Genomic DNA, 20,370 nt, shown 5'->3' with positions numbered 1-20,370 from the left:
GTCGTCACTTGTTCACTATCGAACGGGGCACGGTTGCTCCACGGGCAACACGCGGCGCGCCTCTGCTGCGGGACCAACCGCGCGACCATTAATGCGGTGAAGCATGAGCCTGAGAATCAGCTCGGCGCGCCGAGCCGGCCGCGAGAGCCCAAGCTTTGTCATGGCAATCGCCAGCGGTGTCGTCTCGTCATCCAACGCCCACGCCCTGATGAGTTCTGGCGCGAGGCCCGAATACCTTGTGACGTCGTGCCAGTCGCCGTCTTCCCACCGCTCGCCGCGGAAGCTTGCTGAGAAGCGCTTGTCGAGCGCGCGGTCAAGAAGCTGAACAGCCTCCCCAACGTTGTGTGGGATGCGGTAGCCCGTCGGACTCGTCGCATCCGGGACGAGGGTCCACTTTGCCGGTGGGTGCAGAGCCGTCGCGCCATCGAGGCTTGGGGCACGCCTTCTCCCTGGCGCTGTCGTTGTGCCTCCCGCGAGGGGAGGCGCGGCTCCGGCTTCCGCGCGCATTGCCCACAAGTTGCGGTTGTCTTCGCGCGCCTTCTCCGCGCGTTCCGGGGTGCACGGAATGTCGTAGTCCTCCGCGACCGCCCAGTGCCTTTGCACGCCGGTTTGCGCGAGAGCGCGCCCGACGGCGGGATCGATTCGATGGCTCGCCTCCGTTCCGCCGTCGCTTGGACCCAGCGAGCTCGCCTTGGGCGCGGCCTCTGCCTCTTCGGCTGCGGGAGCGGGAGGGTGAGCTGTTTGCGAACCTGCGGCGCAGGCCGCCACGCTCGCGAGCGCGAGTGTGAACCCGAGCGCAGCGCGCGGGGAGGGGCGGCTGGCCTTCGCGTCGGCATCGGAGTTCCTTGCCATGATTCACCTCGCGAGCGGCCAGTAGTGCACTGTGGCCGACCCTCGCTGAACGCTGCTCGCGTCAACGTGCAGGCGTGCTTCTGCGCAAGCGACAAACGCCGCGGGATCGGTGCGCAGCGAATCGTGCGCTGTTGACCAAAATCTCAAGACTTTGACAAGAAGCCTGCTCGGTTGCACGAGCACGCGCAGCGAAGCGCTCGCCACCCCGCCAGGAAGACACTGCTCGAGGTGGCCCTCGCGCAGGAGGCTCGCCACTTCGGTGGGAACGCGCCCGCGCGCATCGGCGTCGTTGATCAGTGGGACCGGCTCAAAGCCCAGCGGGTCGTCGCTCGTGTCCGGAGTGGCGCTTGGTGGAACGACGGCTACGACCCTCGGCGCGATGACTTCGCGCAGGACCGCGCCGTCGAAGGGCTCAGTCATTGGTCGTGGGACCGTGAGGTCGGCGCCGCTGTCGGACCGAGCCACGGATGGCGATAGGGACGCGGGCCCAGGGTCAGGACTTGGCGTTCGGGCGGGACACCCCACAAGGAACGTGGCCCAGGCGACGCTTCGAATGTTCACGCGCGTGCCGACTTTGAGGCGTGCGCCGCGGCCCGCCTTGGTGAGAGGCCAGAACTTCGCGTCATCGGCTCCCATCGGGTTGCTCCTTGTAGCCGAAGCGGTAGGCCGTGAGCCTCTCTGGACTCCCCGGCGGCAGCGTGGTCTGGCGAACCCACAGCCCGTCTTGGGCGGTGGCGCGAGCCCATTCCCAGTCGAAAGGCTTGTCGGTGATCTCGCAGAGGAGGCGGAGCACGAGGATTCGCGCCATCTCGTCGACCTTGTGAATCGCGTGCTGCGCGAACTGTGTGCGGAGCGGCGCGCCCTCCATGAGCCAGTTTCGTTCCAACCAATACTGAAGCGCCCGTCCTTCGAAGGCTGGGTTGCCACGGCGTGCCGCCCAGATGAAGCGGTAGTCAGTCCAGTGCGACTTCTCGTAGACGGCGCGGTATTTCGCGTCCGTCGCGCGCACAAACATCTTCGCCGCCTCGTCGACGGTCCTCGGAAGGCGATAGCCGTTGGGGGACTCAGGATCGCGCTCCGGCCTGAACTTCGGCGGCGTCTCGTCCGGTGCGTCGAACCATCGATCTTGAGACGCCGGATCGTTTAGAAACGTGAAGCGATAGTCGCGCTGTCGAGGCGCGTCCTCGCCGATCGCTCTCGCCGCGCGCGCGCGCCACACGAAGCCGCCGGCGACGCTCGCCGCCATCGTCGCGACCGCCGCCGCGCACGCCACCCACAGCCATCGCCACCGCCTTCGCGATGGCGGCCGCGCCGGAACGTCCTCCCCCGCGGCGACGCGCTTCTCTTCGGCACCAGCGTCGCCTGCGTGCGAACCGTGGCCCTCACGGTTCGGCGACGCACCCGCTCTGTCTTCCGGGTCAGCCATGACGTTCGCGAATACTACGACGCGGTTACGCGCCCGCCACTACGCCAGCGCTCGCGAGACCAGTCACCGTGCTTCATTGAAGTCCTCCCGAATCCTTGATCCTGAGTAGAAGTCCGTCGACACGTGCGATGTCGCCGAGCCAGTCGATCTCATGGCCGCAGAGCGTCTCGTGCGCGCCCGCGAGCTTGGTTGTTGTGCCGCTTGCGACCTGGAATGTGCCCGCTTCCGTCGCGACGACGGCAGCATCGGGCGAGATACCGACCAGGCCCAAGGCGGTCGTGCCGAGGCTCTCGGCCGTTTCGTTCAACCTGCCGTTCCTGAGGAGCCACTGCTGCGAGGTCTCGCAATACCGCACTGCGTGGAAGGTGGCCTTCGCGTTCCAGGACGCGCCGACTTGAAAGGTCGCGAGCACACAGCCGGCGTGCGCCGGGTCCACCACCAGTTGCCCAATGGCTCCGAACTCGTCGGGCATCTCCGCGCACGGCGTCGTGAGGCACACCTTGCTTAGAGCTGCGGACTCGGTTTCTCCGGGCGCGGGTCGCGCACCAACGAAGACGGCGCGATCGGTGGCCGCCAACGTGGCTCGGGTGCGAGGCTGCAGATCAAATGAGCGAACGAGTCGCCACGCACCGCCCAGCTCGCGGAGGTAGAGGCCCGCGCGCGTTAGTACGGCCACCCCGCGAGGCGTCTCGACCACGCCAAGGGGCGGGGCATCAAGAGCGTGAGGGAACGTGCCATCGGCGCGGACCGTCTTGCCGTCGTAGAGCAGGACTTGGCTTTCGTACGAGAAGGCATCCTCCGCGAGGAGCAAGGCACCCCCTCGCGATGGCGCGATCGCGCGTACGCATCGGTTGACGATGGGAGCGCAGTTCGGGTTCTCGTCGCGTCGGACCCGTACGAGGTTGCCGCCAGCTCTGAGCAAGACGAGTTGGTCTCCGACCACTACGCCAGCAGTCGCCGCGCCGGTGCCTCCCGCGGTGTTGCACGATGCCGCCAGCGCCTGGTCCACTTCGTCGGCGGAGTACACTGATGGAGTCCTCGCTCTAGGATCGGCTGAGCGATTTCCGCAGGACATCGCGCTGACCGCAAGGAGGAGGTGGGTGGTCGTCGCGCGGGCGATTGACATGCCTCGAAAGCGTCGGAGTCGCCAACGTCGTGCGTGCGTTCGATCCACTTGGCGCGTCCCTTCGGGTTCGCTGAGGTTACGCCTTTCTGCGCTCCCTCTCGTCATCTCCCATGCGGACCTCACTCCATTGGAGGTCGCGATGACCCGATCTAGGCGATCGTCGAAGCGAAGCTTGCCGTCATCAACCAGCAAGCCGATCAGCGGCGCCGTCCTCGCCTTCGTGAGTGACGGCCGGCGACGCGTGGCACCTTGGGTCTTGCCACTCCCGTAGTTGTCGTTTGCCGGCAGCTACTCTCAGTCTCTGCGTCCAACGCTCGATGAATTGGACGCCCGCGCGTCGAACTCGGCCGCGAGCTCGAGTGAGATGTCCCGCGTCCCAGGACATCGCCCATCCTGTCCCGGGACATCGCCTCCCTTTTTTTCCTGTTGCTCGATCGGTTCGCGCGCGAAGGCCCGCGTCTTTCCGCGCCGCCCTAGGCACAGGTCGCGGGTACGGATGCTGCACCTACGCCTCCGTCGTTCGAGCGCGAACATCATCGCGATGCGGCAAGGCGCTCGGCGCCGCGAATCGACACAAGGAGACCCCATGGCATCGACCAAAGAATCTCGAGACCTCATACCTGGATAGTCGCCGAGGCCTGCTTCGGTCCGTCTTCACGGCCGGCGCGGTCGGCGTCGTTACATTGGCGGCCAAAAAGGCGGCCGCCGTTCAGGTGGAGAGCCAAAATCTTCCCTTCGTCATCGGGTCTGCGTTCAACATCCAGCCGTATCTCGAGACGGAGAGTACGGCTGCGATCCAAGCAGCCCTGCAGGCCATTCCCTACGGGGGCACGCTCATGCTCGGCCCCGGCACCTACCGCGTGTCGAACCTGACGCTCCCGCCCGGCGTCAGCCTGGTTGGCGCGGGCCCCTTCGCCACGGTGCTGCTCGGTCGCAATACCGGCGAGACCATCGTCACGCTGAGCGACGCGTCCTCGCTGCGCAACCTCAAAGTCGATGGCGGGGACACTCGCAGTGCGGGCTTCAGCGTCGTCGTCGCCGGCAACGGCGTCGTGATCGACAGCTGCACCTTCTATCACTACTACATCGCCATCACGGCTGGAGCGCTCTCCGGACCCACCGGCCCGCAGTTCGTCATCAATCCACAGGTTCGGGACTGCAACTTCGCATTCCCGCAGGTCTACTCGGGCGGTGGCGCCGCTCAGTTCCTGCATTTCTCCAATGCCCAAGTCACCGGCTGTGTGGTCGCGGGCCCCGAGGCCGGCGCGCAGCCTGACTTTGGGCTTCGTTTTCAGAATGGGGACACCGCGTTCGTCTCGAACAACAACATCACCGTCCACGGACAGGCGCTGCTGATTGACACGCCGCCAGGGTTCAACATCTACAGCTTCGTGTCGTCGAGCAATTGCTACGACAGCAGCGGGCCGACGGCGTCGGTTTCGGCGCCTTCCTCAGCGGCGATCATCGCCGGCGGCGGGGTCTACAACACGCAATTTTCGAACGATTGGTTCGGGCTGTCGCGTCAAGGCTCTGGGTGCTTGGTCACGACCTACGGGACCGGACTGGTGGACGGCGTTGCCTTCACGGGATGTCAGTTCCCGGGGAACAAGCAGAACGGCTTGACCATGTCGGGCAGCCAGGTCCTCAATTGGCAAGTGACCGGCGGGCACTCGGAGGGCAACGCGTCCGGGATCGCCGCGCAAGCCGGGACCAGTCGATTCACGATCACCGGCCATCGGGCAGGCAACGCCGCGGGTCGCGGTCCCAACAACATCGGGATCAATGTGCTCGGCGGCTCGCCCTCGAATCACTACGTCATCACCGGGAACAACACGTACGGCAACACCAGCGTCGGCATCTACGACGGCGGGACCGGCACCCACAAGGTCGTCGCGAACAATCTGTGATGGGGACGAATACCGTCTGCCCCTGAATGCTGCCGGGGCGGACGGAAGGCTAATCGCCGCGCCCCACGGGCAACACGAGCAGATTCGCCGTCGCAACGTCGCCGACCGCAAGCTTGGATCGGGCTACAGCGTGCCGCGTGGCCGTGGCCATCCAGAACCGTCCGCGGCCAGGATCCGCGCAGAAAATCGCGTGAGATGTCGCGCGCGCTCTCTGGCGCGAGGCGTGCTCGGTCGTCGGGCATGCGGCCGCACGAGCCAAGCTACGACGCGCGCACTAAGCTAGAGCCCATGGCAGACAGCCCTGCTCTCAAGCTCGCGCATGTTCGTCCCGTGCGGCCCGCCGACTTTCCGTCGGCCGAGCCATGGGAGGAGCACTTGGACAGTCGCAGCGGCACCTGGAACTCTGCTTCCTGCTCTTCGCCCTCTTGAAACGCCTGGTCGCACCGGAGCACTCGTGCGGGGCCGATCAGTTCGTCTACTGGAACGCCCGGACCAACCGCAGGCAGCTCGCGCCCGACGGCTTCGTGAAGTTGGGCGTCGCGCACGAGGCGTTCAATTCGTGGAAGACCTGGGAGAAGGGGATCCCCGAACTCGCGGTGGAGATCTTGAGCCCGTCTGACACGCCGGAGCGGTGGACCTTCGAAGAAGAGCTCGAGCGCTACCACGAGCTCGGAGTGCGGGAGCTCGTTTGCTTCAACATGGATGGGCGCGTCGGCGAGCGCCTTCGCGTTTGGGATCTCATCGAAGGCGATCTCGTCGAGCGCATCGTCGAAGGAGAGTCCACGCCGTGCCTCACGCTGTCAGGCGTGCTCGGAGCACCAGTCCTGTGGGCCGTCGCGCCGTTCGGCGAATTTCCCGCCGCCCTCCGGTTGATGCGCGATGGCACGCTCGTGCCAACGGCCGAGGAAGAGCGCGACAAGGCTGAGCGCGAGGCCAAGGCGCTGACGGCGCGAGTGGCGGAGCTCGAAGCGAAGCTGCGCGGGGAGTGAGGCGGTGGGCTGACGGCGCGGCGAGCGGCGAAGTCTAGCTAGTGGGACCGTAGCCGGTCCCCTCCACATCGCTGCGCGATGCGGAGTCCTCCCCCCGCCTCCTCGAAAGTCCGAGGAGCTGCGGCTTCGGCAGGCTCGCCGCAGCGGAAGAAGGCCTTACCCCTCGAGCCGCACGGCCCCTAAGCGCTCGGCTTCGCGCAGCCAGCCTGAGAGACGCTCCGCGTGGGGGCGTTGATCGACCAAGGCCCGAGGGATCTGGCCGCTGTCGACCATGTGCGCCAGCTCCGGCTGGCTCGTCACCCACGCGCCGCTTGGGCCTTTCACGGCACGCGCCAGCGCGAGCTTGGGCGTCGGCGGATTGGGCGGAGGCGGCGACGGGGACAGCGCCTTCGCTGGATCGATGCAGACCGCAAGCGATGCGGCCGCATCCATCCGTGGGCCGAGGCTCGGAATGCCAAAACGATCGCGCAGGTCGCGCCCACGAGCTGTGCTCGAGCACCGTCTTTTCGACGTGGCCCGCCTTGACCATGCCGCCCACCACGAACGTGAGAACGCGAAACCAAGCTGCTGAAACTCGGGGATCGGATCGGTGGTCGTGGGCGGCGGAACGTGATCGAAGAAGCCGCCGTGTTCGTCGTAGGTGATGACGAGGAGCGTTCGCTTCCACTGAGGGCTCTCGGTGAGCGCGCGGTAGACGCTCGAGACGAAGACCTGCCCGAGCCGGATGTCGTGGCTCAGGTGATCGTCGGCGGCGAAGAAGTCCGGGTCGATGATCGAGAAGTTCGGCAGGGTGCCGTTCTTCGCGTCGTCGAAGAACTCGGCGATGGGCTTCGACGGATTGAGGTTCAAGACCTCTCCGATGAAGGCGCCCGTGTACCAAGTGACGGCGCCGGCCGCGTAGTTCTTGAAGGTCTTGCCGGCGCTCTGAAGGCGCTTCCACAGCGTCGTGGGCGCGCCGACGAAGTACGCCGAGTTGTCCTTCTTGCCGCCCGACGTGCAGGCGTGCAGGTAGAAGCGGTTGGGCCACGTGGGGCCCATGACCGATGCGAACCAGTGATCGCAGACGGTGAAGTGATCGGCGAGGAAGTAGTAGAACTCGAGCTGCGAACGGTCGTGGTAGCCCATGACCTCGTCTTCGCGTCGCTCCCGAGAGTGAGCCTTCACGAAGCCGTCGTTTGCGCCGTTGTTCCACTGGGCGTGGCTCGCGTTCCACGAGTGAGGCGGGTCCTCCGGCGTGAAGTTGGTCATCTTGAAGGCGCTGATCGCGCCGCCGTCGGGGCCGGGGTTCGTCTCGGTGCCCGTCAGCCCCTCGACACCGCCGGCGTGGGTGGTTTGGGTCTGAACGAAGCGCGCCGAGGAAGTGATCGAACGAGCGGTTCTCCATCATGACGACCACGATGGCGTCGATGCGCGAGAGAGCTCCTCAGCCGTCTTTGGCAACGCCGCGTCTTCCGCGTCTTCTGACCCGGTGTCCGCCGCGTTGGCGGTGCCCGCGTCGCGTGGCTCGCCGAGGGTCGCGTCGGCGCCGCCCACCGACGCGTCCGTTGCCGGCGGCGTCGGTGGAGGCGTCTCCGTAGTGGAGCTCGCGCCCTGTGAGCCGCACCCGACGGCCACGAGGCCGCCGAGCCAAACCATGGCCTCGCGCCGAGACACGAAGGTGCGCATGAGCGGACGTTGGCAGAAAACGGCGCGCCTTTCAACGAAGGCCGGCCGGAAGGGGCGGCGAGGTGCGACGTGGCCGGCAAGAGCGGGCCGCCTCTACGGTGCCGGCGTTACTGGCACTGCGCGGCGCAGCTCTGCTCGACGCAGGCGTCGATGGCGTCCACCTTGGCTCGCCCTGCGGGTATTGGGCCTGGCATGCCGTGACGCACTGCTCTCTTGGCCCCCCGGCTGTTGCACGCCGTCAAAGCACTTCGACATGCACCCGTCGAGGGGCGCTGCATTGGGCGTCGGCGAAGCAGGTTCGCACGGGGGCGCAGCACTTCTGCTTCACGCAGGTGGAGCACGTGTCGTCCTCGGGCTCGGCGGCGCAGACGTCGCCGCTCGCGGCCGGAGCTGCTCCCGCGTCGCCGGTTGCCGCGACGGCGGAAGGCCCCGTGGACGGCGCCGGCGTGGGCGCGCCTCCACGAACCGTCTGCGACGTCGAGCCACCGGTCTCGGGAGAGCCGGAGCAGCCGACGACGAAAGCGGACGCAAAGAGCGCGGAGGCGAGAGCGGCGAGGTGAGCGAGGTGAGAACGCATGCCTCGGTGACAGCAGGAAGCAAGCCACGCCTGCGACGCGCGTCGAAAGAGGCCGCCCCCGAGGATTTCCAAGGAAAACGCTCGGCGGCGTCGGGCTCGCGCGACGTGCGTGATCCAGCGTGTCGCAGGGCCCGTTACAGTCGGGGATGAAGGACGCCGGCGAAGAGCGCTGGCACGGCTCCGGTGGCGTTGCGTCCCGGAAGGCCCATCGATAGCGTAGTCACAATGAGACGGGTGTTTGCGTTGGTCGCCCTGGCGACCATGGGGTTCGCCGTTGCGGCATGCCCCGAGGAAGCTGTGTCGGACTTTGGTGCGGTACCCGAAGGGCCAGGCTCGCCCGCCATCACCGACCCGTGCCCGACGCTACGGCTTCCGATGGCGCGACCGTCGACGCGGCCCTCGTTCCTGACACGGCGGTGACCTCCGACGTGGCCTTGCCTCCGTGTGCCCTCGATGCCGTCACGTGGCGAAACAACCAGTATGAGGTCGTGGCCAAGGGAAAGCTGTGGACGCTCGACGGCAACCGTCAGCTCACCGGCAGCCCCATTGGCACCGACCTTCGCGCCTTCTCAGGCTTGCGTGATGGCCCCTGCGGGTCGCAAGCCTCGGTCTGTCACCTGGACGCGCTCACGTGGCGCCCCGACATTGCGATGTATTATGCAGTCTATGGCTCGCGCTACTGGGTTCTGGACGGCGCCTTCACGTTCGGCGACGCCGGCGACGGCGGGGCCGGGGGCAACCTGCTCGAGACCGTGGCCGGCGTGGCGGCGGGGCCTTGCCTCGGCATCGACGCCGGGACGTGCGCCGTCGAAGCGCTCGCGTGGCGCGACGACAGCAAGGAGCTCTTCGTGGTGAGAGACGGCAAAGCGTGGCGCCTCGATGGCGCCCTCGCCCTGACGACCGCGGCGGCGGGGACGCCCCTCACGGCCATCCCCGGACTCGTCAACATGTGCGGGACCATTGGTGGCAACTGTCCCGTTGACGACTTCACGTGGCGCGACGACGTCGCGCAGTACCACTACTTCGCCGGTGGGAAGCTCTGGGCCGTCAACATCTCGTCCACCGCCGTCACCGGCAGCGGCGCCGATCTTCGCAACTACGCCGGCTTCGCCGCCGGGCCCTGCTCTCCATGAGTACCGTCGCGCTCGCGTGAGCCGGCAAGACCGAGGGCCGACACGCGCTCGATGAGGGCGCGGCGTGCCGCCGCAGTTCGTCCCTCACGACCGTTACGTCGCCATCCAAAGGGCACGGCCGTCGCTTGAGAAAGGTTGCCCAGCGGCGGCGGCTTCCGCGGCTCTGGCCACAGGTCGGCTCCTCCAGAAACGCCCTTGTCGCGCTGAGCGGCGTGCTCCGGCTCTCGAAGGCAAGGGCGAGGGGCTCGGTCGAGTGCGCCATCCAGCGCGCCGGCGTCCAGCGAGGCTTCGCGAAAGAGCAGGAGCGCGTCGGCGAGGTCTTTGGCGCGCCAACGGCCGCGGCCGTGCTCCACAAGTCCGTGCAGCTTCCACGCAACCATCGTCTCGGCGCGCACCGCCAGGAGCGACGCGCCGCCAACGACGAGCGGCTCGGGGCCTGGCTCCAAGGGATCGCCGAAGCCCAGGTCGATCTGAATGCGCGGTCCGGGCCGCGCTTCCACCTTCGTCTCCACCGTGGTCCGAAGCCCGGGAAAGGGCGTGTCGCCCCAGATGATCTCGCTCACGGGCGAGTGGAAGGAGACGCTCTCGTCGCTCGACGCCGGCGCAAGGGCGAGCGCGCGCATCTCCCGCCGCGCCTCCGCCTCGTCGAAGCGGCCGAGGCCGACGAGGTCGATGTCTTCGGGCGCGGGCCTTGACGGACAGTGGTGGCAGGTGACAAGGCCGCCGCGAAGAATCCACCGCTCGCGGAGCGGCGAGCGCGCGAGCCGCCGCAACCAGGCGTCCAAGAGCGCTCGCATTACGCGCCGTTCATCCAACCGGCGTCGACGCCGATGTTGCTGTCGTAGACGGTGTATTCGCGGAGGCGCGTGCTCGTGCGGAAGCCTGCGGCGTCGAGCGCCGCCACGAGCGCGTCGAAGGCCGCGGCGCTTGTCACCCGGCCCGAGCGATAGGCTCTCTGTGTAACGAACCGCGTAACGAAACGCGTGACGAAACGCGCGACCGTGTCACGAGCCGCCGTGTCGCGCCCCGCCGTGTCCCGCCCGCCGTGTCCTGGCTCGCCGTGTCCTGACTGCTCGATCGGCGCGCGCCGGGACAGGTGCGCGTCGTGTTGCTCGCAAAGAGACCGGAGTGCCGCGAGCGCGTCCTCCGAACCGTCCTTCGGCAGAATGACCTTCACGTGGTACTCGAAGTAGTTCTGCGGAGGCCGGGTCTCGGCTTCCTCATCGGTCTCGGGCACGTCGCGGCTCGCGCCGACGGCCTCGATCTTCGTGCGCGTCACGGAGAAGCCGCGGCGGACGAGCTCCTTGCCGAGCGCGAGGACCTCGGCGTGCACGGTCTCGAGGCGCCCCCGGTGGTAGGACGCCGTCATGGGCTGCGAGCGGGTGACGCCCCGCGGGAGCTCGATCTGAACGAACTTCACGCCGAACTCGTTGCACGTCGCCGCGAAGCGGGCCGCGGTCGCTTCGTCCTCGGCGGCGATCGTTACGTGCGCCTCGAAGACGCCGTCGTAGGACCGTCCGCGGAGCACGCCCGCCAGCGCGAGGTACGGGAGCAGGCGCATGTTGGTGAGGTATTTCGTCGCCAGAAGCTCCGATAGCGTCCGCGCATAGCCGTCGGGAACGACGACGCGGTCCCAGCCGTAGCCGCCGGTGCCCTTGGGTCTTGCTGCCACCTGTCCGACCAGCTCGCCCGAGAAGACGCGAGGCGTGCCCTCGTCGCTCGCGTAAGCGACGGCGACGCGCGCGCGGACGGCGGCGCCCCCGAAGCGCGAGCAGAAGGCCTCTTCGCCGCCGAGCTCGGCGACGACGTGCTTCCAGGCGCGCGGCGCAAAGGCCGGCGGCTCGTCGATGCCGTGCTCGTGCACCCATAGACCCGCGTTCTCTAAGAAACACGGCGCGCCGAGGCGACGAAACGCTTCGCTCACGCGACCGCTGGCCGCCGCTTCGAGATCGTCGCCGGGCACGTGCGCGAGCGGCAATCGCTCCCACCGGACCGGCACGCCCCCGAGCAAGGTCGCGATCTCGTCGGCCTTGCCGCGGTTTTGCGTGACGAAGATGACGCTAGAGGTCGAGGCCATCGTGGAAGTTCCATAGCGCTGGCGCGCCGGTGTTCTCTGGCAAGAAGCGGCCATCGATCTTCGCCGCTTCGACGAGTTTCGCCACGATCAAAACACGGTCGGCCCGCTCGACGCGATAGACGACGCCTTCCGCCCTGTCATCGGCGCCGTGACGCCCCCGGTCGCCGAGGAGCGCCCGCGCCTCGGCGATGGAGAGGGGCGCGCCTCGATGCACCACGTGCGGCGTTGAAAAGCCGTGCTCGCGCGCGCGCGCTTCGACGACCGGTGACGCCTTTCGCACGGTCCGTTCCGAGGCCGATGAACTCAATAGGTCGAAGAGCACGAACGGCTCATGCGTGAGCGCGTAACGGGTGCCGTGCACCAACGCCAGCCATTCGCCGGCGGCGCGCTCGCCGTCTTCGAGGAGCGCGTCGAAGCGAGGCGCCTCGGCTGCGACCCAGCGCGCGAACATTCGGCGACCCGCGTTGGGAGAGTCGTCGGCGCGCGCACCGTCGCGTCCGAGGGCCACGACGCGTCCATCGAGGCGCGCCACCATCACGCACGAGCCGTCGAGCTTCTCTTGCACGGTGACCGTCGTGCCCGGAAGAGCGGCGCCCGCGACCGTGCAAGCGCGCGCCGTCGCGGCGCTCACCGTGCGGTCGCGCGGGCCCGTGCGCGAGCCAGGCAGGTGGCCGAGGGAAGGGTAGGGCGGCGCGAGCCTTGTGCGCGCGGCGCGGGCGCCGGAAGCCGCGTTCACGCGCGCCCTCGGCTCGCGCCCGTCGTGACGCCGCCGGCGATGAGGTGGGCGAGCCGCAAGGGTTCGGGCAAGTTGCCGTGCAACGTCGTCCCCGCGATGAGCTCACCGGCCTCCGACGGAGAGAGGCCCACGCGCTGCACGAAGACGCCGCGGAGCGGTTCCATGGGCCCCGCGCGCTCGATGAGGCGCCACTTGCGCGCGGCGCCGGGACGCCAGCGCGAGGTGCCGCTGCTCGTGGCGGCTCCCCGCCTGCGCCCCGCCTCCGAAGAGCGCGCGTTTGATGGCGGCGTAGTTTGGGCGCCGGCGCGCGACGACGAGCACGGGCGTCGAGCGCTTCGTGAAGCGCGTGGACGTCGACGACGTTGAAGCCGCCGACGGCGATGCCCTGGAGCAGCACCGCCTGCACGTGGTGCGCGAACTGCGAACCCTGCACCATCTCGATCATGCGCGCCGTGGAGTTTTGCCCGTCACGTCGGATCCGAGACGAGACGACGCCGTCGAGTCGCGTCCGCGAGCAAACGGTCCCGACGACGAGAATGTCCCCCGGTGGGCGGTTCGAAGGGCGCGTCGTCGAAGCCAATGACATTGGATAGCGTCGGCATGGGACCGTTTTAGCGCGCCGAAGCAGGCGCGGTAGCAGGCAGGAAGCGACCACGAACGGATGCGCCGCCGTGCAGGGGCGGTCCTTGCGGAAGCGCGCTATAGTGAGGTCCTCATGTCGTCGCGACTCTTCAAAGCCATCGTGGGGACGGGCATCGCGCTAGGCGCGACGAGCGTCGCCTGCGGTCGCTTCATCGACGAATCGAACCCGGAGGTCGCGCGACCGACGAGCCCTGCCGTCGGCACGCCCGGGCCCGCGGCGACCGTCTCGACGTCGGCCGATGGCGCCGCAGCCGCGTTGCCCGAAGCGGACGCCAACACCGACGCCGAGGCCGATGCGGGCGTCTCCGAGGTGGATGGCAGCGCGGACGTCCTCGTCGATGCGTTCTGCGACAACACGTGGCCCACCACGAAGGGGCACGGCGGCGAGCTCCCGTCGATTTGCGTCGACCCCACAGGCGCGTGCACGCCGAAGGGATTGCCTCATCACTGCTACGCCGACCTCGGCGGCGGCGCCTGCGGCTTTGTCGACCTGTCGGCGCTCTGCGTCGGTACCGATTGGCAATGCCAACCGGGCACCGTGCGCGCGGAGACCTGCAAGTGTTTTGGACCCGCCCCCGTCGTCGGTGCGACGTGCGCCACCGGAGGCTGGCTCCTGCCCGATGCAGGCGCGAGCACCGACGCAGGCCAGGGCACCGACGCAGCCTTCGCGGACTCGGGGTGAAGCGCGCGACGCCTCCGCTCCCCGCGGAGTTGCCCGCGTTCAGTCCCGACGGACGCTGGGGCGGTCGACTCACGCAAAAGCCGCTCCCGGAAGCCGACGAGAGCCTCGAGCGGCTCACGGCTGCGGAGCGGCGACGCCTCGCCGAGATCTGGCTCTTGCGCTCCGGGATGGAGCGGCGCGTCGGCGACTCCTTCGCGATCATTCACGCGGCGCTCACGCGACGTCGTGCGACCGGAGGGGGTGCCGCGGCACCGCTTTGCGCGCTCGCGCATCGCGCCGTCGACGACGAGCTTCGCCACACGGAGCTCAGTCGCCTCGTGGCGTCGCACTTCGCGGGCCGTGCGCTCGCACCGGCGCCGAGGCTCGTGCTTGAACCGCCCCGGCACAAGGGCGCGTCGCCCGCGCTCCGCGACACGCTCTACGTCGTTGGGCAGTGCGTCCTCAACGAGACCACCGCGGGCGTCTTCTTGGAGTCGTGCCTTGAAGTGGCCGAAGGTGAGCTCGCCCGCGCCGCGCTTCGCGAACTCTTGAGCGACGAGATCGAGCACGGCCGCCTCGGGTGGGCCTACCTGGCGAGCCTGCCGGTCGACGAGCGGCGCGCCGTCTCTCCGTGGCTCTTGCCGATGGCGTTCCTCAACTTGCGCCAGTGGCGCTACGAGACGCCGGTCGATGAACGGCACACCGATGGCCTCGCGCGCCATGGCGCGCCGCCGGCGGAGCTCCTGCACGGAGCCCTCGTCGACGCGCTCCGCACGCTCATCGTGCCAGGCCTCAAGGAGCTCGAGATCGAGACCGCGCCCGTGGAGGAGTGGCTCGACGCGGGAGCGGATACGACGCGAAGTCCGGGCTCGCGCGACACTTGAGGTCGTGCCTGCGAGGTGTCTCGCAGGGGAGCCTTTCCGCGCGGGCAAGGCCGCCTTGCCGCCGTTTCCCGTGCGCGCGCCGGTCGATGAAGTCAAAGACCGCGTGACTGCTTCGCCAGGTGGCGGCGTCAACAAAGGAAAAACCCCATGCGCCTCTTCTTCCGTGCCCTCGCTCTCTTCACCCTCGCGACCACGCTTGGTTGCTCCATCGACGCGCGCGAAGGGGAGGCCTCCGGTAGCGGGGAGCAAAGCGACGAACTGCGCGCAGGCCTGGCGGCGCGCTACAGCGGCGTGGTCGAGGTGGACGGCGCACGGTACCTCGTGCGTCTCGACGTCGCCTCGACGTTGCCGTCGCGGATCGCGCAGAAGGTGGACTGCTGGGCGCATGCCTCCAACGAGCCTCTCTGCTACCGCTGGTTCGACGGCGCGTCGAACACCATCAAGACGACGCTGCGGGTCTTCGCTGAGAGCGGCGCGATGCTTGGCAGCACGGAGACGAACCACACACACGCGCCAGGCACGGGCTACCTCGACGCCCAAGAGAGCCACGCGTACCTCCTGAACGCCGCGGCCCCCGCAAGCGAGACCCGCGATGGCACGCTGACCACCGACGGCGTCTCGGTCGCGCTGCCGCCCGGTGGCCACCTGCAGCTCGCCCGCGGCTACGGCATCCCGGGCCGCGTCGAGGTGCCGGCGACCGTGCTGCTCTCGCAGGCGCGCGGCAGCATGGTCGACAACAGCTCGGGGGTGACGCGCCTATCGACGCACACCTTCGTCGGTCGCCCGTCGCTGTGGCTTCCGTCCGAAGTTCGCTTCGTCGGCAGTCACGTGTCAGCGTCGGCGAGCCCCTCGCTCGACGTCGTCTTGCATCGCACGCAATAGGACCCGGCGTCGAAGGCGCTCGACGGGGGCTTTGGCCAGGTCAGTTGCAAGCCAGGAACTGGTCCGGGGTGAAGGCGCCGCCGTAGTGGTTCGTGTCGGTGCTGATGATGGTCTTGGCGCCAGGCCCCTTGAGCCGAACCATCGCGGCGTCGAGCTGGCCCTTTTGCCCCGTGTCGTCGGCTTCGAAGATGTGGAACGGCGCGATGAAGTTCGCCGCCGCCGGCGTCGGCGCCACTTCTGTCCGAATGGAATCGATGTCGGCCGCCTCCACGTTCTTCAGCACGAAGCGGCAATGGACTTGCCCTGAGTCGTAGAGCGCCTTGATCTCGCGCAAGAGGGGATTCAGCGGAATCGTCACGTTGTTGCTGAGGTTGTCGATCTCGCAGTAGTCGGCGCCAACCTGCGCCGAGCGCTTGAGCTGGTGCATCGTGAACGGCTTCCATCGCGCCTTGTCGGTGTTGGGCGTGCCCGGCGCGTTCTGTGCGTTGAACGAGCGGTGAATGCCGGAGCAGCGCGCGCGCTCGCCGTCATCGACGCCGCCCGTGTCGCCGCATGGCCCTTCGAGGTAGGCGAAGACTTGCAAGCCGCGCTGGTGCGCCTGCGCCGCGTAAGAGATGAACTCGCTCGAGTAGGGGGCCGATGCGCCGCCCGTCGCGTTGGCGCCCCAGACGTACGCGGAGCCCGCCGCCGGCAAGCTCGGGAGTTCGTCCGCCGAGAAGCGGAGCTTGCGCGGGGCACAGGTGCCACCGGGCGTCGGTGTCGGCGTGGGCGTTGGCTCCGTCGCGCCGCTCCCTGCCTTGGCGAGGGTAGCCGCCGTGGACCCATCCTTCGTCGTTGCCGCTCTTCACGTTGTAAAAGGCGCCGCTCGGCCTCGTGCGATTCACGGTCACCACCGTCGAGCCTTTGGCGAGGATGCGCTTGACCGCCGTCGACGTGCTCGGGCCGGTTCGGAAGTTGACCCGCGCCGTCGTTGTCAGCTCGGTGCCCACGGCGAGCTCGCCGCTCACGCCGCTCGTCAGGGCGGCCTCATCGGCAACACCTTCGTCGTCGATGTCGCCGCTGCAGCCCGCGAGGGTCGTGCCGGCCACCATGAGAAGGAGTCCACCGAGAAGCAGCTTGGTTTGCGTCATGACCAAGCAAGTGAGCAAGGCGCGCACCACCGTTGCGATCGCAACAATACACACCGTGACGTACGGCGATGTGCGTTCCCCGGTGGCGCGTAATCGGGCTCGTTTGTGCGCCGTCGCCGCAGCGAGACGCGTGGAGCGACACCGATCCGGGCTGGCGCCGCAGCTGGCGGCGCGCGTCTTTACAGCGCGCGGAGCACGCGCCCGAAGCCGCGCTCGTGCCCGACGGCCGCGTCCACGACGCCGCGCCGACTGGCGACGCGGCCGCCCACCACCACCAGCGTCGTGGCGTCTTCACTTCTACGCACGAGGCGCGTGTGAGCGCCGAAGCCTTCGATGACGGCCTCGCAAACGTCCTCGAGGCGGTCCGTCAGGCCCGCCGGGTCGACGACGACGACGTCGGCGCGCGCGCCCACGTCGAGGTGCCCTGCGGCGATGCCAAACCAGGATGCGATCTCGCCCGTGAGGCGGTGAACGGCGCGCTCGAGGCTCATCGCCGGCCGACCCGCTTGGTGGGCGGTCTGGACGCGCCGCAACATGCGCAGCGGGAAGCTGTAGTGAGCCATTTGCCGCAAGTGCGCGCCCGCGTCAGAGAAACCGATGAGCACGTCCGGGTGGCCGATGATCTCGAGGAGGGAGCCCTCGCGATCGTTGGCCATCATCGTCGTCCAACGCAGTCGGGTCCCGTGTGTCGCGACGAGGTCGAGGAACACGTCGACGGCGTCTCGCCCGCGGTCTTTCGCGATCTCGGCGAAGGTCTTTCCCGCGAGGCTCGCGTCGGGCGACGAAAGGACGCGCGCCAAGGCGAGGTTCCGGTGAAACGCCCGCGGCAAAATCGGATGCCGCCACTCGCGACGAAAGCGCGCTCGGTACTCCGGATCGCGCAAGAGCGCGGAGCGTTGGTCCGGGTCGGCCAAGTGGAGCGCCGCGGCGCCGGCGCCGAACTCCTCGAAGACCACGAGATCGAGGCCATCGGCCCAGAGATCGAAAGGCTCGGGCAGCGCTTGCCAGCGAAAGTCGCCGCCCATGACGCTGTTGACGAAGCGCGCGAGCGCTCCGATGACGCGGTGAATCCCCCGCTCGCCGACGAGATCCATCATCGAGATGATCGTCGTCTTGAGCGGCTTGCGATCGAAGAGCGGAACGCTCTCCAGCATGAACAAGAGGGCGTTTACCTTCGTCGAGACGTTGGGGACGCCTTGGAACACGCGGTCGCGGGCGCGCACCTCTTGAAGGAGCGCTCGGTATTCGGACCAACGCGCAAAGGTCGAAGGCAGCGGCCGGCTTCGGTACGGCTCGGTGCCGCCCATCTTGTCCCACGGCAAGGTCTGGATCGACAGCCCGACGTACCCTTCGTCGAGGCCCTCCCCGACCAGGTCGCGCATGCGCGAGAGCTCCTGCGCCGTCGGGACGACGCCGCGCTCGAGGCTCCGCTCGATGCCCATCACGTTCGCGCGAATCGCCGAGTGCCCGACGAACGACGCGACGTTCGGCCCCAGCGGGAGCGCGTCCAGGTGTCGATAGTAGTCGGCGTGACCTTCCCAGGTCTTCGCCGCCCGAAGGAGCGGTCGCACGACTTCGTCGGGCAGCGCTTCGACGCGGCAGTACATGTCCGCGAGCTCGTCGGGCGAGCCGACGGCCAGGCTGAGCGAGCAGCTGCCGAGGAAGACCGTCGTGACGCCGTGACGCAGCGATTCGGAGAGCGAGGGCGCGACCTCCACCTCCGCGTCGTAGTGCGTGTGGAAGTCGATGAAGCCCGGCATGACCCACTGGCCGTGGGCGCTCACGACCTCGCGCGACGCGGGCCGCTCGTGCGCCGCGGACGGCTCGAAGAGGTCCGCGATCTGGCCGCCTCGAATGCCGACGGAGAGACGGCGCGGCGCGTTGCCGCGCCCGTCGAACACGAGGCCGCCTTCGATGAGGAGGTCGTAAGGGCCCGGGCCGAGACTCATGGCGCCAGGGTAGCGCCGTCTTGGCTCGAGCGGCCTATCGCAGCGCTGCCGAACTCCCGAGCGTGCGCGGCGGGCGCGCGCTCCTCACTGGGGCTTCTTGCGCTCGACGCGCTCGATGCCGTGGGCGTCGATGATGCCGCCTTCGGCGCCCAGCTCGGGAGCCGGCGCCGGCTCCGCGAGGCCGCAGGCTTCGCGACCCGGGATGCGCCCCGCCACATGATCGCGGAGGTCGGCGTCGAGCGCCAACGCGCCGCTCTCGCAGCGAGACTTCAGCGTGCTGGCGAGCTTCCGAGCCTGCTGGGTGACGTTGGTCAGGTCCGTCGGCGTGAAGAACGACTCTTTGGCGAAGACGTTCTGAACGTCGGAGTTGGGCTTCGCGATCTCCGCGGCGAGCCACTGGAAGTGCTTGTACGTCCGCGAGCTCATGTGCGCGAGGCGAGACACGACGCCGGCGCCGCCGTTGGCCTGCGCGTTGATGTTGGTCTTCGAGACGCCGCAGTCGTTGTCGCGCAAGAGCAGCTCGTGAACGATGACGCCGGGAAGGTCGGGTCGGTCGATGGGCGTTTCCGCGCGATCTTGGTCCTCGTCCTGGCGGTCGAGGCGAACCTTCTTCAGGCGTCCGCCTTCCTCAAACACCTTGAAGGCCTGCGACTCGATGTTGCCGTAGCGATCCTGCTGCGAGAGCAGCTCGTCCATGAGGACCATGTCGGCCGCGTCTTTTGCCAGGATGAGCCCTTGCAACGAAGCTGCGCTTCGGCGCCGCCACGAAAGCGCTGGGCGAGGGGCGTGCTCTCAGAGACCGCCTTGAAGGCGCTGCCACCCAAGAACTGGTTGAGGCCCGCAGCGCCGCCGGCCGTTCGCAACAGAGGGTGACGGCCGTTGTCCTTCGCGTTGTCCTGGAAGGCGCCGTAGATCTGCATGAAGTCCGACGTGTAGACCTGCGCCGTGCGCGGCGCCGTCTGCGGCCTGGCGTCCCAGGCCTTGAACTGAACCCAACCGTCGTAGACGTCGCAGCCGGGGCCATCGACGGGCTTGGCGGCGACGATGCCGCGCTCGACCATCGCCTTGTGCTTCTCGAGGTCCATCGTGCGACCCACGGCGACGGGCACGCTGGCGATGCCGCCGAGGAGCCGCGACAGGTGGTAGTAGCCGATGATCGAACCCGTGTAGCTGCACGTGACGCTCTGCTTGAACGTCCCGACCTTCGACGTGCGGCAACCGCCCGCCTCGACCTCAGCCTTGGTCTTGCCGTCGAGCTTGTTGACGTAGATGCCGGGGTTCGTGCTGGACGTCTTCGGGCAGAGCGCGACGGGCTCGCCGGGCGTCTCTGATTCGAAGTTGAAGTTGCAGAGCTTCTTCTCGTCCTTCACGTCGTCGGGCGAATACGCGCCACCGGGCTTCTTGGGAATGATGCAAAGCTCGTCGGGACGGCCGGCAATGGGAAAGCGCATCTGCGACTCTCCGCGCGCGGCGATGTCCGAAACGGTGAGGGCACCTTCGTCGGCGACCACTTCCTCTTCATCGGCCGAGCCGGAGGAGGAGCAGGCGACGGTGATCAGGGGGAGGCTCGTGGCTGCCAGGGCGATAAGGAAAGTTCTCATGCCCCGGGCGAAGCACAGCGTGGGCCAGCGCTCGCGCGAGCATTTCCGCGCGTTCTGCGCACATTGTCGCCTGGGCGGTGGCGAGGCGATCCAGGTGAGCTGGTGACTGGTTCCCAGAACGGATCACGGAGAA

General features: G+C 68.3%; 22 protein-coding genes and 1 pseudogene. 6 read left to right on the top strand and 17 right to left on the bottom strand.

What is annotated here, in order from left to right; genetic code table 11:
- Nucleotides 1-15 precede the first annotated feature (15 nt).
- The 4 genes from IPG50_12390 to IPG50_12375 all read right to left on the bottom strand — a co-directional run bounded on the left by IPG50_12390 (nucleotide 16) and on the right by IPG50_12375 (nucleotide 3,305).
- Nucleotides 16-852 (bottom strand): hypothetical protein, encoded by an 837-nt coding sequence (locus IPG50_12390; GenBank protein ID MBK6692980.1) that lies wholly within the window; start codon nucleotides 850-852, stop codon nucleotides 16-18.
- A 3-nt stretch (nucleotides 853-855) separates the two neighbouring features.
- Nucleotides 856-1,272: a hypothetical protein gene (locus IPG50_12385; protein ID MBK6692979.1), complete on the bottom strand. Its 417-nt coding sequence runs from the start codon at nucleotides 1,270-1,272 to the stop codon at nucleotides 856-858.
- 202 nt (nucleotides 1,273-1,474) lie between these two features.
- The gene (locus IPG50_12380) at nucleotides 1,475-2,278 is read right to left on the bottom strand and encodes a hypothetical protein (GenBank protein ID MBK6692978.1); all 804 of its coding nucleotides are present in this window, start codon (nucleotides 2,276-2,278) and stop codon (nucleotides 1,475-1,477) included.
- Between the two features lie 73 nt (nucleotides 2,279-2,351).
- The gene (locus tag IPG50_12375) at nucleotides 2,352-3,305 is read right to left on the bottom strand and encodes a hypothetical protein (GenBank protein MBK6692977.1); all 954 of its coding nucleotides are present in this window, start codon (nucleotides 3,303-3,305) and stop codon (nucleotides 2,352-2,354) included.
- A 782-nt stretch (nucleotides 3,306-4,087) separates the two neighbouring features.
- On the opposite strand from IPG50_12375, the gene IPG50_12370 reads away from it, so the two are divergent.
- Both IPG50_12370 and IPG50_12365 read left to right on the top strand, forming a co-directional pair.
- On the top strand, nucleotides 4,088-5,311 hold the full coding sequence (locus IPG50_12370; protein MBK6692976.1) for a hypothetical protein: 1,224 nt from the start codon (nucleotides 4,088-4,090) through the stop codon (nucleotides 5,309-5,311).
- 362 nt (nucleotides 5,312-5,673) lie between these two features.
- Nucleotides 5,674-6,300 carry a Uma2 family endonuclease gene (locus IPG50_12365; protein MBK6692975.1) on the top strand — a complete coding sequence of 209 codons (627 nt, stop codon included), beginning with the start codon at nucleotides 5,674-5,676 and terminating at the stop codon, nucleotides 6,298-6,300.
- Nucleotides 6,301-6,456: 156 nt separating this feature from the next.
- On the opposite strand, the gene IPG50_12360 is transcribed toward IPG50_12365, so the two are convergent.
- The 3 genes from IPG50_12360 to IPG50_12350 all read right to left on the bottom strand — a co-directional run bounded on the left by IPG50_12360 (nucleotide 6,457) and on the right by IPG50_12350 (nucleotide 8,542).
- Nucleotides 6,457-7,548 (bottom strand): hypothetical protein, encoded by a 1,092-nt coding sequence (locus IPG50_12360; GenBank protein ID MBK6692974.1) that lies wholly within the window; start codon nucleotides 7,546-7,548, stop codon nucleotides 6,457-6,459.
- 135 nt (nucleotides 7,549-7,683) lie between these two features.
- Nucleotides 7,684-7,965: a hypothetical protein gene (locus IPG50_12355; GenBank protein ID MBK6692973.1), complete on the bottom strand. Its 282-nt coding sequence runs from the start codon at nucleotides 7,963-7,965 to the stop codon at nucleotides 7,684-7,686.
- A 238-nt stretch (nucleotides 7,966-8,203) separates the two neighbouring features.
- Nucleotides 8,204-8,542, bottom strand: a complete 339-nt coding sequence (locus IPG50_12350) for a hypothetical protein (GenBank protein ID MBK6692972.1) — start codon at nucleotides 8,540-8,542, stop codon at nucleotides 8,204-8,206.
- 353 nt (nucleotides 8,543-8,895) lie between these two features.
- Between IPG50_12350 and IPG50_12345 the strand changes: the two genes are divergently transcribed.
- Nucleotides 8,896-9,675 carry a hypothetical protein gene (locus tag IPG50_12345; GenBank protein MBK6692971.1) on the top strand — a complete coding sequence of 260 codons (780 nt, stop codon included), beginning with the start codon at nucleotides 8,896-8,898 and terminating at the stop codon, nucleotides 9,673-9,675.
- Here IPG50_12345 and IPG50_12340 read toward each other — a convergent pair.
- The 5 genes and pseudogenes from IPG50_12340 to IPG50_12320 form a co-directional block, all read right to left on the bottom strand.
- Complete coding sequence (locus IPG50_12340; protein MBK6692970.1) at nucleotides 9,639-10,460, bottom strand: nucleotidyl transferase AbiEii/AbiGii toxin family protein; 822 nt, start codon at nucleotides 10,458-10,460, stop codon at nucleotides 9,639-9,641. The genes IPG50_12345 and IPG50_12340 overlap by 37 nt on opposite strands.
- A gap of 11 nt (nucleotides 10,461-10,471) precedes the next feature.
- Nucleotides 10,472-11,752, bottom strand: a complete 1,281-nt coding sequence (locus IPG50_12335) for a hypothetical protein (protein MBK6692969.1) — start codon at nucleotides 11,750-11,752, stop codon at nucleotides 10,472-10,474.
- A complete protein-coding gene (locus tag IPG50_12330) occupies nucleotides 11,736-12,488 on the bottom strand; it encodes a hypothetical protein (protein MBK6692968.1) in 753 nt (250 codons plus the stop codon). Before IPG50_12330 ends, IPG50_12335 begins: the two co-directional genes overlap by 17 nt.
- A complete protein-coding gene (locus tag IPG50_12325) occupies nucleotides 12,485-12,652 on the bottom strand; it encodes a DUF99 family protein (protein ID MBK6692967.1) in 168 nt (55 codons plus the stop codon). The genes IPG50_12330 and IPG50_12325 overlap by 4 nt, the downstream gene beginning before the upstream one ends.
- Before the next feature lie 161 nt (nucleotides 12,653-12,813).
- Nucleotides 12,814-13,074, bottom strand: a pseudogene (locus tag IPG50_12320) (DUF99 family protein).
- 129 nt (nucleotides 13,075-13,203) lie between these two features.
- Between IPG50_12320 and IPG50_12315 the strand changes: the two are divergent.
- The 3 genes from IPG50_12315 to IPG50_12305 all read left to right on the top strand — a co-directional run bounded on the left by IPG50_12315 (nucleotide 13,204) and on the right by IPG50_12305 (nucleotide 15,557).
- A complete protein-coding gene (locus tag IPG50_12315; protein MBK6692966.1) occupies nucleotides 13,204-13,812 on the top strand; it encodes a hypothetical protein in 609 nt (202 codons plus the stop codon).
- A complete protein-coding gene (locus tag IPG50_12310; GenBank protein ID MBK6692965.1) occupies nucleotides 13,809-14,675 on the top strand; it encodes a hypothetical protein in 867 nt (288 codons plus the stop codon). Before IPG50_12315 ends, IPG50_12310 begins: the two co-directional genes overlap by 4 nt.
- Before the next feature lie 147 nt (nucleotides 14,676-14,822).
- Nucleotides 14,823-15,557: a hypothetical protein gene (locus tag IPG50_12305; GenBank protein MBK6692964.1), complete on the top strand. Its 735-nt coding sequence runs from the start codon at nucleotides 14,823-14,825 to the stop codon at nucleotides 15,555-15,557.
- A 40-nt stretch (nucleotides 15,558-15,597) separates the two neighbouring features.
- Here the strand turns inward: IPG50_12305 and IPG50_12300 are convergent, their stop codons facing one another.
- The 5 genes from IPG50_12300 to IPG50_12280 form a co-directional block, all read right to left on the bottom strand.
- Nucleotides 15,598-16,140 carry a hypothetical protein gene (locus IPG50_12300; protein MBK6692963.1) on the bottom strand — a complete coding sequence of 181 codons (543 nt, stop codon included), beginning with the start codon at nucleotides 16,138-16,140 and terminating at the stop codon, nucleotides 15,598-15,600.
- Nucleotides 16,085-16,687 carry an SH3 domain-containing protein gene (locus IPG50_12295; GenBank protein ID MBK6692962.1) on the bottom strand — a complete coding sequence of 201 codons (603 nt, stop codon included), beginning with the start codon at nucleotides 16,685-16,687 and terminating at the stop codon, nucleotides 16,085-16,087. The genes IPG50_12300 and IPG50_12295 overlap by 56 nt, the downstream gene beginning before the upstream one ends.
- 179 nt (nucleotides 16,688-16,866) lie before the next feature.
- Nucleotides 16,867-18,636: an amidohydrolase family protein gene (locus IPG50_12290; protein ID MBK6692961.1), complete on the bottom strand. Its 1,770-nt coding sequence runs from the start codon at nucleotides 18,634-18,636 to the stop codon at nucleotides 16,867-16,869.
- Nucleotides 18,637-18,720: 84 nt separating this feature from the next.
- The gene (locus tag IPG50_12285) at nucleotides 18,721-19,341 is read right to left on the bottom strand and encodes a hypothetical protein (protein MBK6692960.1); all 621 of its coding nucleotides are present in this window, start codon (nucleotides 19,339-19,341) and stop codon (nucleotides 18,721-18,723) included.
- Nucleotides 19,248-20,237, bottom strand: a complete 990-nt coding sequence (locus IPG50_12280; GenBank protein ID MBK6692959.1) for a hypothetical protein — start codon at nucleotides 20,235-20,237, stop codon at nucleotides 19,248-19,250. Before IPG50_12280 ends, IPG50_12285 begins: the two co-directional genes overlap by 94 nt.
- Between the last annotated feature and the right edge of the window lie 133 nt (nucleotides 20,238-20,370).

The organism is Myxococcales bacterium, assembly GCA_016703425.1.
Lineage (GTDB): Bacteria > Myxococcota_A > Polyangia > Polyangiales > Polyangiaceae > JADJCA01.
This window is presented reverse-complemented; position numbering and strand designations above follow the sequence as displayed.

Bases quoted from the DNA above. Each gene is read 5' to 3' on its own strand.
- IPG50_12390 (MBK6692980.1), bottom strand. From the start codon at position 852: ATGGCAAGGAACTCCGATGCCGACGCGAAGGCCAGCCGCCCCTCCCCG.
- IPG50_12385 (MBK6692979.1), bottom strand. From the start codon at position 1,272: ATGACTGAGCCCTTCGACGGCGCGGTCCTGCGCGAAGTCATCGCGCCG.
- IPG50_12380 (MBK6692978.1), bottom strand. From the start codon at position 2,278: ATGGCTGACCCGGAAGACAGAGCGGGTGCGTCGCCGAACCGTGAGGGC.
- IPG50_12365 (MBK6692975.1), top strand. From the start codon at position 5,674: ATGGGAGGAGCACTTGGACAGTCGCAGCGGCACCTGGAACTCTGCTTC.
- IPG50_12360 (MBK6692974.1), bottom strand. From the start codon at position 7,548: ATGACCAACTTCACGCCGGAGGACCCGCCTCACTCGTGGAACGCGAGC.
- IPG50_12355 (MBK6692973.1), bottom strand. From the start codon at position 7,965: ATGCGCACCTTCGTGTCTCGGCGCGAGGCCATGGTTTGGCTCGGCGGC.
- IPG50_12350 (MBK6692972.1), bottom strand. From the start codon at position 8,542: ATGCGTTCTCACCTCGCTCACCTCGCCGCTCTCGCCTCCGCGCTCTTT.
- IPG50_12335 (MBK6692969.1), bottom strand. From the start codon at position 11,752: ATGGCCTCGACCTCTAGCGTCATCTTCGTCACGCAAAACCGCGGCAAG.
- IPG50_12325 (MBK6692967.1), bottom strand. From the start codon at position 12,652: ATGGAACCGCTCCGCGGCGTCTTCGTGCAGCGCGTGGGCCTCTCTCCG.
- IPG50_12315 (MBK6692966.1), top strand. From the start codon at position 13,204: ATGTCGTCGCGACTCTTCAAAGCCATCGTGGGGACGGGCATCGCGCTA.
- IPG50_12305 (MBK6692964.1), top strand. From the start codon at position 14,823: ATGCGCCTCTTCTTCCGTGCCCTCGCTCTCTTCACCCTCGCGACCACG.
- IPG50_12295 (MBK6692962.1), bottom strand. From the start codon at position 16,687: ATGACGCAAACCAAGCTGCTTCTCGGTGGACTCCTTCTCATGGTGGCC.
- IPG50_12290 (MBK6692961.1), bottom strand. From the start codon at position 18,636: ATGAGTCTCGGCCCGGGCCCTTACGACCTCCTCATCGAAGGCGGCCTC.
- IPG50_12285 (MBK6692960.1), bottom strand. From the start codon at position 19,341: ATGGTCCTCATGGACGAGCTGCTCTCGCAGCAGGATCGCTACGGCAAC.
- IPG50_12280 (MBK6692959.1), bottom strand. From the start codon at position 20,237: ATGAGAACTTTCCTTATCGCCCTGGCAGCCACGAGCCTCCCCCTGATC.